Consider the following 14,053-nt stretch of genomic DNA (forward strand, 5'->3'; position numbering starts at 1 on the left):
GCGCCCCTTGACTGCCGTATCAACTCCAGCCTCACTGCAACAGTCCATGCATGCCATGGACAACGCGGAGGTGTTGCGGATCCGGAACGACTTCCCGGTGCTGGACCAACTGGTCAACGGTAAACCGCTGATCTACCTTGATTCCGGTGCCACCTCGCAGAATCCGCTCAGCGTCATCGAAGCCGAGCAGGAGTTCTACGAGCAACGCAATGCTGCCGTACACCGTGGCGCCCACCACCTGGCTGTCGAAGCGACCGAAGCCTTTGAAGACGCACGCCAGACCGTGGCGGACTTCATCGGTGCCCGCTACGAGGAAACCGTATGGACCTCCAACGCCACCGAGGGTCTGAACCTCGTCAGCTATGCCCTGTCCAACGCGGCGCTGTGGGCAGCCCAGGGCCGCGGCAGCTCCGGCTTGAAGGAACTGGCCATCGGTCCCGGCGACGAAATCGTGGTCACGGAGATGGAACACCACGCCAATCTCATTCCCTGGCAGGAACTCGCCTTCCGCACCGGTGCCACGCTCAAGCACATCCCCATTACCGACGACGGCGCGCTTCGCCTTGATGCCGCTGGAGAGATCATCGGCAACCGGACCCGGCTCCTTGCTTTCACCCATGCCTCGAACGTCCTGGGCACCATCAATCCCGTTGCCGATCTTGTGGCCATGGCACGCCGTGTCGGGGCGCTCGTAGTGTTGGACGCTTGCCAGTCGGTTCCCCACATGGCGGTGGACGTGAAGAAGCTCGACGTCGACTTCGCCGTGTTCTCCGGGCACAAGATGCTGGCTCCCACCGGAGTCGGGGTGCTGTATGGAAAGCAGGAGCTCCTGGACGTGCTGCCGCCTTTCCTCACGGGTGGCTCCATGATCACCACAGTCACCATGGAACGTGCGGAATACCTGCCCGCGCCGCAGCGGTTCGAAGCCGGAACGCAGCGCATCTCCCAGGCTGTGGCGTTGGCAACAGCCGTCAATTACCTTTCCGAAACGGGAATCGACCGCATCCACGCCTGGGAGGCCACCCTGGGCCAGCGCCTGGTCAAGGGACTCGAGAGCATCGAGGGTATCCGCGTCGTTGGTCCTGCGTCCGGCGCTGAGCGGATCGGTTTGGCAGCCTTCGACGTCGCCGGTGTCCACGCCCACGACGTCGGGCAGTTCCTCGACGACCGCGGCATCGCTGTTCGCGTCGGCCATCACTGCGCCCAGCCGCTCCACCGGCGCCTCGGCCTAACGGCCACCACCCGGGCCAGCACCTACCTCTACAACACCACGGACGACGTCGATGCTTTCCTCGACGCCGTCTCGGGCGTGCGGGCCTACTTCCAGGCCTGATCACACTGACTTTGCAAAGAAACGGGCATCAGCACCATGAGTCTTGACCAGCTTTACCAGCAGATCATCCTGGACCATTCCAAGCAGCGGCACGGCAGCGGGCTCGCCGAAACACTGGCCCCTGCGGGTGCCTCCACCGGTCAATCGCACCAGCTGAACCCCGTGTGCGGGGACGAAGTGACGTTGCGGCTCGCCGTCGCGGACGGAACAGTCCAGCAGATCAGGTGGGACGGTGCCGGCTGTTCCATTTCCATGGCCTCGGCCTCCGTGCTCAGCGAGATGGGGGAGGGGATGTCCGTGGCGGAACTGCATTCCGTGATCGACAACTTCCGGGAAGTCCTGCGTTCCCGCGGCAAAGTGCAGGCAGACCCGGAGATCCTGGGCGACGCCGCAGCGTTCGAAGGAGTAGCCCGCTACGCAGCCAGGGTCAAGTGCGCCATGATCTCGTGGGTGGCTGCCGAGGACGCCCTCAACCAGGCAACGGCCTAGCTCCGAGGCACCTCCGCGTCAGCTGCGGGCAAAGACATCAGGTACGCCGTCGCCGTCGTCGTCCCGTTCTTCGTCCGCCTGCACCTGCCGGTACCGCCGGTTACGGGCCTTAAGGACGACGGCGGCCAACAGCGCCGAGATCAAGGAACCCGCCAGGATGGCCACCTTGGCGTGGTCGTTGTGGGCTGAACCTGCACCGAAGCTCAGCTCCCCGATGAGCAGCGAGACGGTGAAGCCGATACCGGCCAGAAGCGCCAGCCCGAAAAGGTCGATCCAGGCGATGCCGGAATCCAGGCTGGCGCGCGTGGTCTTGGTGACCAGGAACGTCGTGCCGAAGACGCCCACAGCCTTGCCGAGCACCAACGCGGCCACGATGCCCAGCGCCACGGGATCCCGCAACGCCGCGCCCATGCCGTCCAGCCCGCCCAGGGCTACGCCGGCGGAGAAGAACGCGAACACCGGAACGGCAAAACCTGCCGAGAACGGGCGCAGGCGGTGCTCAAAGTGCTCGGCGAGGCCCTCGGCGGGCTCACCCTTCTTCCCACTGGCAAACACAGGGACAGCGAAGCCCAGCAACACCCCTGCCACGGTGGCGTGGATGCCGGATGCGTGAACGAACCCCCATGTCGCCAGGGCCAGCGGCACCACGAGGTACCAGCTGCGGATCCGCTTCTGGACCAGGAACGTGAAGAGCGCCAACGGGACGAGCGCGGCCAGCAGCATGAGCGGCTGGAGCCCAGTGGAGTAGAAGAAGGCGATGATGCCGATGGCGATGAGGTCGTCCACCACGGCAAGCGTGAGCAGGAAGGTCCGGAGCGCGGCGGGAAGGTGCGTGTTGATCACAGCCAGGACCGCCAGTGCGAAGGCAATGTCCGTCGCCGTGGGAATGGCCCAGCCCTTGAGGGTTTCAGGGGAACCGAGGTTGAAGAGAACAAAAATCAGCGCAGGGACTGCGACTCCGCCGATCGCTGCAGCCACAGGAACAACAGCCCGGGCTGGTTTGCGGAGTTCCCCGGCCACGAATTCGCGTTTGAGCTCCAGTCCCGCCAGGAAGAAGAACACCGCCAGCAGTCCGTCGGAGGCCCAGTGGCCCAGACTGAGCTCAAGGTGCCAGGGTTCGTAGCCTATCTTGACGTCGCGGAGTGCGAAGTAGCCGTCGGCTGCGGGGGAGTTTGCCCAGATGAGGGCTATCACTGTTGCGGCCAGGAGAAGTGCTCCGCCCACGGTTTCCGTACGCAGGATCGAGAGGATCCTGCGATACTCCGGGTAGCTGGAGCGGGTGAAGACTTTGCTGGAGGGGGTTTTGGGCGGGACGGGAGGCAGCTGGGCCACTGAGGGCTCCTAACAGTGGGCGGTCATAGGGCGGGTACAGCAAATACACGCCGACCAGACTTCCCGGCACACCAATGTCCATCTTACCCAACCTGGGGACGGCAAACGCTCCACTGAGGGCTCAGTGGAGCGTTTGCCGTCCCCGGTCGGGTGGGACGAGGCTCAGGCGACGAGGCCCGCGATTCCGATGACCGCCGTCGCCAGTCCCAGCACCATGGAGATGGTGACCAGGACGACGTGGACCGTCAGGAACTTTGTGGCCTTGCCTGCGGCGTCGCGGGCCCGGGGATCCTTCATGACGCGCTTGAGGAACTGCGGCCACACAGCCAGCGACCACACGCCGGCCACAATCAGGACCACCGCAAGGATTGCGGGAATCTGCATGCTAGTGGCTTTCGAGCCAGGCCTGGGCCTGCTGCGACTGGATGCCCAAGGCCTTGCCCACCATGGGCTCGGCAGCGTCAGCGATCTTTCCACCCAGGAACGGAACCGAGGACGTCACATTGCCTTCGAGTTCGATCCGGGTGCTGCCGCCCTCGGCCACGAGCCGTTGGACCGCGGTGACATCCAACGGTGCGCCGGCGATCTTCAGCGCGATGGTGCTGGCGCGCGAGCCGTCGGCAGCCGGGGCTTCCCACTGCTCGGTCTGGGTGACCTTCAAGGTTTCGCCGACGAACTTGCGGGCGATCTCCGGCAGGCGGGTGGTGGGCAACGTGCGGACGGTGGTGGTGGTGAAAGCGCCGGCAGTGTCGCCGTCAACGGTGAACGATTCCAGCGAGCCGCCCACGTATTCGCTCGTGTGGCGCAGGAAATCCTCGTCGACAAAGACGGCCGCTACGCGGTCAACGCTGTGGGGCAGGGTGGTGGATGCACTCAGGGCCATGGGTCCTCCGTGGATGGTGGTGGTGAAGCTTTTTAGCTCCCAACATCCTACGGGGTCCGGGTGGACACACTTGAACCCGATTCCTCCTGAAGGGTGGTCGCGGCTGCCGAAATGTTGCGGGCCATGGACGGAAAGATGAAGCCGTGGAACGGATACACGCCCAACCAATACAGCCGTCCGGCCAAGCCGCGGGGGAAGAAAATCGCGCGCTGCTTATAGAGGCTCCCGTCGCCGTCGGGCTCCACCGACAACTCAAGCCAGGCACCACCCGGGGCGCGCATTTCGGCGCGCAACCGCAGCAGGTGGCCGCGGTCGATGGCTTCAACCCGCCACCAGTCCACCACTTCGCCGGTGTTCAGCGTCTTGGGGTGCCTGCGGCCGCGGAGCAGCCCCGCGCCGCCCTGCAGCTTGTCCAGCCAGCCGCGCACCCGCCACGCCAAAGGCAGCGAGTACCAGCCGTTCTTGCCGCCGATGCCCTCGATGATGGTCCACACATGCTCCGGCTTGGCTTCGCTATGGAAGGTCCGCTCGTCCAGGAACACTTTGTAGCCGGCCCAATCGGGGTCGCTGGGCAGGGGATCGGCGTCGATACCGGCGTTGGCCCAGGTGGTCTCCACCTGACCGTCCCGTTCCTTGCCCAGCGCCAAGGCTACGGCTCGCCGGTAGGAGGTCAGGCCGCCGTCGGGCTGCTTGATGTAACGGTCGACGTCGTGCTCCCGCGATACGGCGTCGTGCTGCAGCGACTGCACCAGCGGCAGCGACATGGACAGTGGAATCGGCGTTACCAAGGCGACCCACAGTCCGGCGAGTTTCGGCGCGGGAACGGGAAGCGCGATGACCAGCCGGCGAGGCAGGCCACGTTCCACGGCGTACTCGTTCATCATCTCCTTGTACTTCAGGACCTCCCGTGAGCCGATGTCGAACGAGCGGTTCAGCTTGTCCGGCAGGGCCGCCGCCGCCACGAGATAGTGCAGGACGTCGCGCACCGCGATCGCCTCAATCCGGTTGTTGACCCAGCTCGGCGCGGGCATGACCGGGAGGGTGTCGGCCAGGTGCCGGATCATTTCGAAGGATGCGGAGCCGGAACCAATCACCACGCCCGCCTGGAACACGATCGAGTCCACGGGTGATTCGAGGAAGACTTTGCCCACGGTTTCGCGGGAACGCATATGTGTGGACAGTTCCGTGTTCTCCGGGTGCAGTCCGCCGAGGTACACGATCCTGTCCACTCCGGCCTCCGCAGCTGCCCCGGCGACGAGGCGGGCCATGGCTTCTTCCTTGGCCTCGAAACCGCTGCCCGACGCCATGGAATGGACCAGGTAGTACAGGACGTCCACGCCGTTGAGCGCCTCGGAGAGGCCGTCGGCGTCGGACAGGCTGTTCTCAATGATGTCGACGTCGTCATGCCACGGAACGTCTGCGATTTTTTGGGGCGTGCGGACCAGGACTTTGACCTTGTGGCCGGCTTCGAGGAGCCGGGGGACCAGCCGACCGCCGATGTAGCCGGTGGCGCCGGTCACCAGCACTGTCCTGGTGTCCTGCGTGGTGTTGGAATGCGTAGCTTCCGAAGGCTGCAAAGGAACTCCTGTGGCTGGGGGTGGAGGTAGGCTGGAATGACCCGGCATTCATCTGAATTTCCGGGCATTTGTGTTGCCTGCCCTTGGACCCACCCTAGGAGTTTCTGCCATGAGCCTCAACGGTCTGCGCCGCGCACTGGCGGAGGACAAGACTTTCGCGCGCGTTCGTACCGAGGCGGAGCGGTCCTTCAGCGACCGGAACGCCGACTACCAGATCAGCGCCCCCACGGGGATGCGTGCGGTGTTGCTCGCCGAAATGGCCGATGCCCTGGCGGACACCGGCGCCGATGACGCGGCAGCCCCGGTGGTCCTGGCCGTGACCGCCACCGGCCGTGAAGCCGAAGACCTCACCGCGGCGCTCTGCTCCTACCTCCCCGCGGACTCTGTGGCCACCTTCCCCAGCTGGGAAACCCTCCCGCACGAGCGCCTTTCGCCGCGGTCGGACACCGTGGGACGCCGCCTGTCCGTTCTGCGCCGCCTGACCCATCCGGAAACCTCGACGGCGGCCCCGTTGCGTGTGGTGGTGGCTCCGGTCCGCGCTGTGGTCCAGCCGATCGTGGCCGGCTTGGGTGACCTGGTGCCGGTCACCCTGCAAGTAGGCCAGGAACGCTCCTTCACCGACGTTGTCCGGGCCCTCTCCGACGCCGCCTACGCGCGCGTCGACATGGTGACGCACCGCGGCGAATTCGCCGTCCGTGGCGGAATCCTCGATGTCTTCCCACCCACCGAGGACCACCCGATCCGGGTGGAGTTCTTCGGCGACGAGGTGGATCAGATGCGCTGGTTCGCCGTGGCCGACCAGCGTTCCTTGAGTGCACCCGGGATCCACCACCCCACGGAACTGCATGCCCCTCCGTGCCGGGAAATCCTGATCACACCCTCGGTAATGTCCCGTGCGGCGAAGCTGAAGGCAGACATGCCCGCGGCGGCCGACATGCTGGAGAAGATCGCAGGGGGCATCGCCGTGGAGGGCATGGAATCCCTGGCCCCGGTGCTGGTGGATGCCATGGTTCCGTTCGTGGACCAGCTCCCGGCCGGCTCCCTGTCCGTTGTGATCGAACCCGAGAAGGTGCGCACGCGCGCGCACGACCTCGCGGCGACCAACGAAGAGTTCCTGGAAGCGGCCTGGTCCACGGCGTCCGACGGCGGTGCGGCGCCCCTTGATTTGTCGTCACAGGCCTCCACTGACTTGCACGCCGCCAGTTTCCGCTCACTGACCGATACCCGCTCGGCAGCGCTGGAACACGGCGTGTCCTGGTGGTCCATCACCTCCCTCGCCTCTGACGAGGACCTGGTCCTGGACATCGATGTCCTCAACATGCGTGCCCGCGAACCGCGTGGCTACCAGGGAGATGTGGCCGAGATGCTGGAGTTCATCGGCTCCCGTGTCCGCGAGCAGTGGCGCGTCGTAGTGGTTACGGACGGCCCGGGTCCCGCGCAGCGCCTGGCTGAACTGTTCCACGACGCAGAGATTCCCTGTTCCCGCGTCGACTCTCTGGATCAGGAACCCCAACCGGGCATCATCGAGGTGACCACTGCCGCCGTCGGACGCGGTTTTGTCCTGGACGGCCTCAAACTGGGGCTGCTGACCGAAGCCGACCTGCTGGGACGGGCGACAGCGAGCTCCACCAAAGACATGCGGCGCATGCCGTCCAAACGGCGAAACGCCGTGGATCCTTTGCAGCTGCACGCGGGTGACTTCGTGGTCCACGAACAGCACGGAATCGGCCGGTTTGTGGAGCTGATCCAGCGCAAGGTGACCGGGACGTCGTCGTCCGACGCCGGGCTGCGCGAGTATCTGGTGCTGGAGTACGCGCCGTCCAAGCGCGGTGCCCCTGGCGACCGGCTGTTCGTACCGACGGACCAGCTGGACCAGGTGACCCGCTACGTGGGCGGGGACACGCCTGCGCTGAGCAAAATGGGCGGCGCGGACTGGGCCAGCACCAAGTCCAGGGCACGCAAGGCCGTCAAGGAAATCGCCGGGGAACTGATCCGGCTGTACTCTGCCCGCATGGCATCCCGCGGCCACGCTTTTGCACCGGACACACCGTGGCAGCGCGAGCTCGAAGAAGCGTTCCCCTACGTGGAAACACCCGACCAGTTGACCACCATCAACGAGGTCAAAGCCGACATGGAGCGGGAAATCCCCATGGACCGGTTGGTATCGGGTGACGTCGGCTACGGCAAGACCGAAATCGCCGTCCGCGCCGCCTTCAAGGCTGTCCAGGACGGCAAGCAGGTGGCGGTGCTCGTGCCAACCACCCTGTTGGCGCAGCAGCACTACGAAACCTTCACTGAACGCTTCTCCGGCTTCCCGCTGCGCGTGAAGCCGCTGTCCCGGTTCCAGACCAGCAAGGAAGCCAAGGAAACGGCCGAGGGCGTCAAGAGCGGCGCTGTCGACGTCGTGATCGGTACCCACCGGCTGCTGTCCAAGGACTTCGAGTTCAAGGACCTCGGCCTGGTGATCGTGGACGAAGAGCAGCGCTTCGGCGTGGAACACAAGGAAGCGCTGAAGAAGATGCGCACCAACGTGGACGTCCTGGCGATGAGTGCCACGCCCATTCCGCGAACACTGGAGATGTCCCTGACGGGAATCCGCGAAACGTCCACACTGGCCACACCGCCGGAGGAACGCCACCCGGTGCTGACCTATGTAGGTCCGTACACCAACAAGCAAACCTCCGCCGCGATCCGCCGTGAACTCATGCGCGAAGGGCAGGTGTTCTTCGTCCACAACCGGGTGTCCTCGATTGAACGCATTGCCGCGCAGATCCGTGAACTGGTTCCCGAAGCCCGGGTGGAAGTTGCCCACGGCCAGATGTCCGAGAGCCGCCTGGAAAAAATCATCGTGGACTTCTGGGAAAAACGCTTCGACGTCCTGGTGTGCACCACCATCATCGAAACCGGCCTGGACATCTCCAACGCCAACACCTTGATTGTGGACGGGGCCGACAAGTACGGCCTCTCGCAGCTGCACCAGCTCCGAGGCCGCGTAGGCCGTGGCCGTGAGCGCGCCTACGCCTACTTCCTCTACCCTTCCGAGAAGCCCTTGGGTGAGGTGGCGCTGGAACGGCTCAAGGCAGTGGCGGCACACAACGAGCTCGGCGCCGGCATGCAACTGGCCATGAAGGACCTGGAAATCCGCGGCGCAGGCAACCTGCTCGGCGGAGAACAGTCCGGCCACATCCAAGGTGTCGGCTTCGACCTCTACATCCGGCTTGTGGGCGAGGCCGTGGCCGAGTACCGCGGTGAGGCTGAAGAGAAGGCCGCCGAGATGAAGATCGAGCTGCCGGTCAACGCGCACCTGCCCCATGACTATGTTCCCGGGGAGAGGCTGCGTCTTGAGGCGTATCGGAAGCTCGCTGCCGCCATCACATATGAGGCCATTGATGAAGTCCTGGCCGAACTCGTGGACCGTTACGGTGAGCCGCCGCTGCCGGCCCAAAACCTCATTGCCGTGGCGCGCTTCCGGGTGGGTGCCCGCGAAGCCGGCCTGTCCGACGTCGCGCTCCAAGGCAACTTCATCCGCTTCTCGCCGGCGCAACTGCCCGAATCCAAAACCATGCGCCTGAACCGCATGTACCCGGGCTCCCAGGTCAAGCCTGCGCTCGACGCCGTGCTGATCCCCAAGCCCAAGACGGCCCGGATCGGCGGACGTGACCTCCAGGACGCCGAGATCCTGCAGTGGGCCAACAACGTCATTGAAGCGATCTTCGCCGAAGCCCCCGTGAAGGCAGGCTAGGCGAATGATGGGAGGACACCACGCCGCGTCGGGAGCCGCGGCGTGGATAGCTATTGCCTCAACCGGCCCCTACGCGCTCGGCTGGTACCCGCTGGATGCCACTGGAATCCTGATTGGCGCCATGGCGACGGCGGGAACGGCCTTGGTATGCGACTGGGACCACCGGCACAGCACCATCGCCAACTCGCTGCCGCCACTGTCCAACGTGATTGCCGTGGGCATCGAGAAAGCCAGCGGTGGGCACCGGCAAGGAACGCACTCACTGCTCGGCGCCTCGGCCTTCGTGGTGCTGGCCGCCATGGCGGCGCAATTCCAGATGGTGACGCCGGTGGGAAAACTGTCGGTGGGTGCCGGACTCTTGTGCATGTTCATGATCAACCTGGCCGCCAAGGCGCTGAACCTGTTCCCCAAATCCGGGTGGATCACCAACTGGCTGTTCGCCCTGCTCATGGCCGGCCTAGTGACGTGGTTCGCCCCGGCCCAATGGGGTTGGCTCCCGTTGTCCATGCTGACGGGCGTGGTGGTCCACATTGTGGGGGACATGATCACCGTTGGCGGGGTGCCGCTCTTGTGGCCGATCGTCATCAAACCACCGAAATTTTTGCGGAAATCCGTTGTCAGTGGAATCTGGCGGGCGAACGGGGCTTTCTCCCTGCCGCTGTTGGGCAGGGCGGGGTCACGGCGGGAATGGTTGGTGCTGATTCCTGTGAGCGGCTACGCCATGGTGGGGATGGGGGCCGCTGCCTGGACACTGGCGAAGCTGCACTGGCCCGCGTTCCTTGCCGCGCTCGCGCTTTAAAAGCCAAACGCGGTGTGACTTACGGCCCATGGTCCCCTTCGGGATGGGCCGTAAGTCACACCGCGTTGCTGTTTGAGGTTTAGCTTTCGCCGGCGGAGTCCGACCGGCCGAGAATGGTCTGGGGGATCCAGAAAGCCAGGGCGAAGAGGCCAAGGCACACGGCCATCGGCCACGGGTTGTCCAGGCTCAGGAAGGAGAGCGAGTAGATGGCGCCCAGGAAGAGCACGATCATGACCAGGAACAAGACAATGCTCGTGCCGAGATTGTTCTCTTTTTCAATGGGGGCACTTGTGGTGTTCTTGGACATTCATTCCTCCTCGGCCCCGCAGGGCTCAAAAATCTCTGGCGGTAGCGGAAGCCTTAGTAGGCAGATGAACCCTGTTCACCTTTAACGATGGCAATTCCGGAACTCGCTCCGATACGTGTTGCACCAGCAGCAATCATAGCCTGTGCGTCGGCCAGGGAGCGCACGCCACCGGAGGCCTTGACGCCGAGGCCGGGCCCAACGGTCTTGCGCATCAGGGCAACGTCTTCAACCGTGGCACCACCGCCGTTGAATCCCGTGGACGTTTTGACGAAGTCCGCGCCTGCCTCCGCTGCTGCCTCGCAGGCGATGACCTTCTGCTCGTCATTGAGCATGGATGTTTCAATGATCACCTTAAGGATGGCTTCGCCTGCGTGGACCGTTTCGGCCACAGCTCGGATGTCGTCCACCAACGCGCCCTTGTCATTGGCGCGGGCCGAAGCCATGTTGATCACCATGTCGATTTCGTTGGCACCATCGAGCACGGCACCACGGGCCTCAAAAACCTTGACGTCGGTGGGCGTGGCACCCAGCGGGAACCCGATCACCGAACAGGTCAGGACTCCTGAGCCCTTGAGCGCTTTGGTGACGGACTTGACCCACACGGGGTTCACGCAGACAGATTTGAACCGGTACTCCACGGCCTCCGCGCACACCTTGAGGATGTCTGCCTCGCTGGCCTCGGGCTTCAACAGCGTGTGGTCGATGTAGGAGGCGATGTTTGCAGGGGCGACGGCTTCGTTGCTCATGGGATCCTTCCGTGCAGGGCGTGGCCGGCCCGGTGGCCGCAGGGTTGTCACTGCCCGTCAAAGGACCATCTTGCCACATCCGGCGGGGCTCCCCGCGGCCCCGTGGGGGTCGCTGGTGGGTGGGGCGCGGGGATTTCCGCGGGTGCTGGAGCGGGGTTTTCCACATAGGGGGCTCGGTGTCTTTTGGCTGTTGGTGGTGGCTGGAAGGGTTGCGGTATGGAGTGGATTCGGGAGGGGCGGGAGCCGGTGGAAGGACAGTCGGCGGCGGGGCCGGTTGGTTCTGCTGGGGCGTCGGTGGTTGAGAGTGATCCCGGGCCGGCTGTTCCCGGTTCGGGTGTTGAGGGCCCTGGGTCCCTAAGTGGTGACTTGATTGGGCAGTTGCGGGTGTTGGAGGAGATGAAGTCGGCGATTTGCGGATTGCAGGCCAGGGTTGCGGCGGCGTTTGAGGCAGCCCGGTCTGCTGAGCGGGCCGCTGCCGGGGTGCCGGTGTCCGAACGCGGCGATGATGTGGGAGCCGAGATCGCGTTGGCGCGGCGGGAATCCCCGAACCGGGGAGCGCGGCTTCTGGGGCTGGCGAAGGCGCTGGTGTTCGAGATGCCGCGCACGATGGCGGCCTTGGACTCGGGGATGTTGAATGAGTGGCGGGCGACGTTGTTGGTGAAGGAAACAGCGTGCTTGTCAGTGGAGGACCGGGCTGGGGTAGATGCGGAATTGGCCGCGGATACCGGGACTTTTGAAGGCGTGGGGGATAAGGGCGTGATCGCGGCTGCCAGGGCTGCTGCGTATCAGCGTGATCCTCGCTCGGTTGCCCAGCGTGCGGCCCGTGCAGCCGCGGACCGAACGGTGACGTTGCGACCGGCGCCGGAGACAATGACGGTTTTGACTGCCCTGCTGCCGGCGGCCCAGGGGGTTGCAGCTTACGCGGCGTTGTCTCGTGCTGCGGATTCGGTCCGGGCCCGCGGGGGTGCTGGCTCAGGGGCTGCGGAACGGGGCCGGGGCCAGGTCATGGCAGATACCTTGGTTGAACGTCTCACGGGCAAGGCCGGCGGGATCAGCGGGGTTGAAGTCCAGCTCGTCATGACCGATCGGGCCCTTTTCCAAGGCGATAGTGAACCCGCCCGGTTACAGGGCTATGGCGTCGTCCCGGCACAATGGGCGCGCGAACTTGCAAACCCGGAGGCGGCGGGGAACACAACCGCTGACGCTGGACAGGCCGGGATTTCAGGACGCAGAACCGGTGGCATGGGTCGGGCAGGAACGCTTTCCCAAACCCTAGCGCCGGTTCGGGATTCCGAGTACGGACTCTGGCTTCGGCGGCTCTACACCGCCCCGACCTCCGGGGAACTGCTCACCACGGACTCCAAATCCAGGCTGTTCCCGCCGCGGCTCCGGCGTTTCATCGAAACCCGTGACTACACCTGCCGAACCCCTTACTGCGACGCGCCCATCAGGCACATCGATCACGTGGTGCCCTGGCAGCACGGCGGACCTACCACTGTGGACAACGGCGCCGGGCTCTGCGAAGCATGCAACCACACCAAAGAACATCCTGGCTGGACCGCAGCAACCACGGAGGCCGGAACCACCCAGCCCATAACAACCGAGGCCGCAAACACCAGGCCCGGTAACCCCACCCCGGCAAATCCCGGCACGAGAACCCGCCACACCCTCAAACTCCGAACACCCAGCGGGCACAACTACGAATCCAAAGCCCCACCGCTGCCAGGGGGCTCGGACAGAATCAGGTCGACCAAGGATGGCCGGGATTAGTTATCGCTGGCGGCCGTGAGTGAAGTTTCCCAGGTGTCAAGGCCGTGAGTTGCACGCGTCGCGCCTGAAGACTGCTTGCGTAGGAAATCGTCACCTGCTGTTCCCTGATGCCCGACACCCGGCGGGAGCTACGGAGTCGGCGAATCACGCCGCCATGGCTGGCTGGGGTTCGCTGCTCACGGCTCCCAGCAGCATGCCGGAAGCGCAGAGCATCGCGGAAGATTCTGCGGACAGGAGCAGGCCCAGGCGAAGGCCGTCGCAGGAAGCGGCATCACCGATCGCCCAGATGCCAGGGACGGACGTGGCGAGGTCGCGCCCCACGGCGATCCCGCCGTCGGACGCGATCCGGAGGCCGGCACTTTCGGCGAGGCCATTGCGTGCGGTGCGTTCCTCGGCCAGGACCACGAGGTCGCCCTTCATGCTGCTGCCGTCCTCAAAGACGATTCCCGTGGGGGACAGGGCTTGCCCGGGGATGGCCGAATCAGCAATAGAGGCAACCACAGCTGTGGGGCGGAGGGTGGTTCGGACGGGACGGACGCCGCGTGCCCGGAGAACCGCTTCGGCCTGGCCCGCTGCTGGACCGTTGCCGACGAGTATTCCCAGCGGACGGCGGCCGACAGAACGGGTGACGTCCTTGACGGCTTCGCCAATGGAGGCGGCATCGTCGATGGTGGAGTAGCTCAGGACCGCCTCGGCACCGTCTACCGGGGGAAGGAGGGGGGCCGAACCCGTGGCGATGACCAGTTGGTCGTAGGCGAACTCCATGCCGTCCACCGTGGTGACTACCTTGGCCTCAGCGTCGATGAAACTGGCGGCCTGGCCGAAGCGCACGGAAACCTGGGGCAGTTCGGCAAGTTCGAGGAGGGCGTCCGGGCAGTCGTCGCGATTGCTGAGCACTGTGATGGTGCCGGCGAAGGGCCGCTGACGGGTGTCGGTCCTGCCAGCCAATCGCCGCACCAGTGCCTGGGCTGCCGGGCCTGCGCCGGCGATGACGATGTGAAGGGAAGTAGAGGACATGGTGGGCCCTTTCGCTGATGACCTGTTTGGTGCTGTTGTTCATCAGCGTAGGATGCCG

At 65.1% G+C, this 14,053-nt stretch carries 12 protein-coding genes; 5 read left to right on the top strand and 7 right to left on the bottom strand.

Going from position 1 to position 14,053, the window contains the following annotated elements; genetic code table 11:
* Window positions 1–7: 7 nt before the first annotated feature.
* Together JMY29_RS06405 and sufU are read left to right on the top strand one after the other, a co-directional pair.
* Window positions 8–1,333 (top strand): cysteine desulfurase, encoded by a 1,326-nt coding sequence (locus JMY29_RS06405; RefSeq protein WP_110504436.1) that lies wholly within the window; start codon window positions 8–10, stop codon window positions 1,331–1,333.
* A gap of 36 nt (window positions 1,334–1,369) precedes the next feature.
* Window positions 1,370–1,822: a Fe-S cluster assembly sulfur transfer protein SufU gene (sufU, locus tag JMY29_RS06410; RefSeq protein ID WP_018777349.1), complete on the top strand. Its 453-nt coding sequence runs from the start codon at window positions 1,370–1,372 to the stop codon at window positions 1,820–1,822.
* Window positions 1,823–1,840: 18 nt separating this feature from the next.
* Here sufU and nhaA read toward each other — a convergent pair whose 3' ends face one another.
* The 4 genes from nhaA to JMY29_RS06430 all read right to left on the bottom strand — a co-directional run bounded on the left by nhaA (window position 1,841) and on the right by JMY29_RS06430 (window position 5,614).
* Window positions 1,841–3,154 carry a Na+/H+ antiporter NhaA gene (nhaA, locus tag JMY29_RS06415; protein WP_189075877.1) on the bottom strand — a complete coding sequence of 438 codons (1,314 nt, stop codon included), beginning with the start codon at window positions 3,152–3,154 and terminating at the stop codon, window positions 1,841–1,843.
* A gap of 162 nt (window positions 3,155–3,316) precedes the next feature.
* The gene (locus JMY29_RS06420) at window positions 3,317–3,538 is read right to left on the bottom strand and encodes an SCO4848 family membrane protein (RefSeq protein WP_018777351.1); all 222 of its coding nucleotides are present in this window, start codon (window positions 3,536–3,538) and stop codon (window positions 3,317–3,319) included.
* 1 nt (window position 3,539) lies between these two features.
* Window positions 3,540–4,037 carry a DUF2505 domain-containing protein gene (locus JMY29_RS06425; RefSeq protein ID WP_018777352.1) on the bottom strand — a complete coding sequence of 166 codons (498 nt, stop codon included), beginning with the start codon at window positions 4,035–4,037 and terminating at the stop codon, window positions 3,540–3,542.
* Window positions 4,038–4,084: 47 nt separating this feature from the next.
* Window positions 4,085–5,614, bottom strand: a complete 1,530-nt coding sequence (locus JMY29_RS06430) for an SDR family oxidoreductase (RefSeq protein ID WP_018777353.1) — start codon at window positions 5,612–5,614, stop codon at window positions 4,085–4,087.
* 109 nt (window positions 5,615–5,723) lie between these two features.
* On the opposite strand from JMY29_RS06430, the gene mfd reads away from it, so the two are divergent.
* Together mfd and JMY29_RS06440 are read left to right on the top strand one after the other, a co-directional pair.
* Complete coding sequence (gene mfd / locus JMY29_RS06435) at window positions 5,724–9,356, top strand: transcription-repair coupling factor (protein ID WP_055974947.1); 3,633 nt, start codon at window positions 5,724–5,726, stop codon at window positions 9,354–9,356.
* 4 nt (window positions 9,357–9,360) lie between these two features.
* Window positions 9,361–10,155: a metal-dependent hydrolase gene (locus JMY29_RS06440; protein WP_079581068.1), complete on the top strand. Its 795-nt coding sequence runs from the start codon at window positions 9,361–9,363 to the stop codon at window positions 10,153–10,155.
* A gap of 79 nt (window positions 10,156–10,234) precedes the next feature.
* On the opposite strand, the gene JMY29_RS06445 is transcribed toward JMY29_RS06440, so the two are convergent.
* Both JMY29_RS06445 and deoC read right to left on the bottom strand, forming a co-directional pair.
* Window positions 10,235–10,462, bottom strand: coding sequence for a hypothetical protein (locus JMY29_RS06445; protein WP_018777356.1), 228 nt, complete (start codon window positions 10,460–10,462; stop codon window positions 10,235–10,237).
* Between the two features lie 53 nt (window positions 10,463–10,515).
* Window positions 10,516–11,208, bottom strand: a complete 693-nt coding sequence (deoC, locus tag JMY29_RS06450; protein ID WP_018777357.1) for a deoxyribose-phosphate aldolase — start codon at window positions 11,206–11,208, stop codon at window positions 10,516–10,518.
* Window positions 11,209–11,424: 216 nt separating this feature from the next.
* On the opposite strand from deoC, the gene JMY29_RS06455 reads away from it, so the two are divergent.
* A complete protein-coding gene (locus JMY29_RS06455) occupies window positions 11,425–12,978 on the top strand; it encodes an HNH endonuclease (protein ID WP_081623337.1) in 1,554 nt (517 codons plus the stop codon).
* A gap of 144 nt (window positions 12,979–13,122) precedes the next feature.
* Here JMY29_RS06455 and JMY29_RS06460 read toward each other — a convergent pair whose 3' ends face one another.
* The gene (locus tag JMY29_RS06460) at window positions 13,123–13,995 is read right to left on the bottom strand and encodes an FAD-dependent oxidoreductase (protein WP_018777359.1); all 873 of its coding nucleotides are present in this window, start codon (window positions 13,993–13,995) and stop codon (window positions 13,123–13,125) included.
* Window positions 13,996–14,053 lie beyond the last annotated feature (58 nt).

Origin of the sequence: Paenarthrobacter nicotinovorans (genome assembly GCF_021919345.1) — a bacterium.
Lineage (GTDB): Bacteria > Actinomycetota > Actinomycetes > Actinomycetales > Micrococcaceae > Arthrobacter > Arthrobacter nicotinovorans.

Excerpts from the sequence above, each read along its gene's own strand:
- deoC (WP_018777357.1), bottom strand. The coding sequence starts at position 11,208 with ATGAGCAACGAAGCCGTCGCCCCTGCAAACATCGCCTCCTACATCGAC.
- JMY29_RS06445 (WP_018777356.1), bottom strand. The coding sequence starts at position 10,462 with ATGTCCAAGAACACCACAAGTGCCCCCATTGAAAAAGAGAACAATCTC.
- JMY29_RS06425 (WP_018777352.1), bottom strand. The coding sequence starts at position 4,037 with ATGGCCCTGAGTGCATCCACCACCCTGCCCCACAGCGTTGACCGCGTA.
- mfd (WP_055974947.1), top strand. The coding sequence starts at position 5,724 with ATGAGCCTCAACGGTCTGCGCCGCGCACTGGCGGAGGACAAGACTTTC.
- JMY29_RS06420 (WP_018777351.1), bottom strand. The coding sequence starts at position 3,538 with ATGCAGATTCCCGCAATCCTTGCGGTGGTCCTGATTGTGGCCGGCGTG.
- JMY29_RS06440 (WP_079581068.1), top strand. The coding sequence starts at position 9,361 with ATGATGGGAGGACACCACGCCGCGTCGGGAGCCGCGGCGTGGATAGCT.
- JMY29_RS06455 (WP_081623337.1), top strand. The coding sequence starts at position 11,425 with ATGGAGTGGATTCGGGAGGGGCGGGAGCCGGTGGAAGGACAGTCGGCG.
- sufU (WP_018777349.1), top strand. The coding sequence starts at position 1,370 with ATGAGTCTTGACCAGCTTTACCAGCAGATCATCCTGGACCATTCCAAG.
- JMY29_RS06460 (WP_018777359.1), bottom strand. The coding sequence starts at position 13,995 with ATGTCCTCTACTTCCCTTCACATCGTCATCGCCGGCGCAGGCCCGGCA.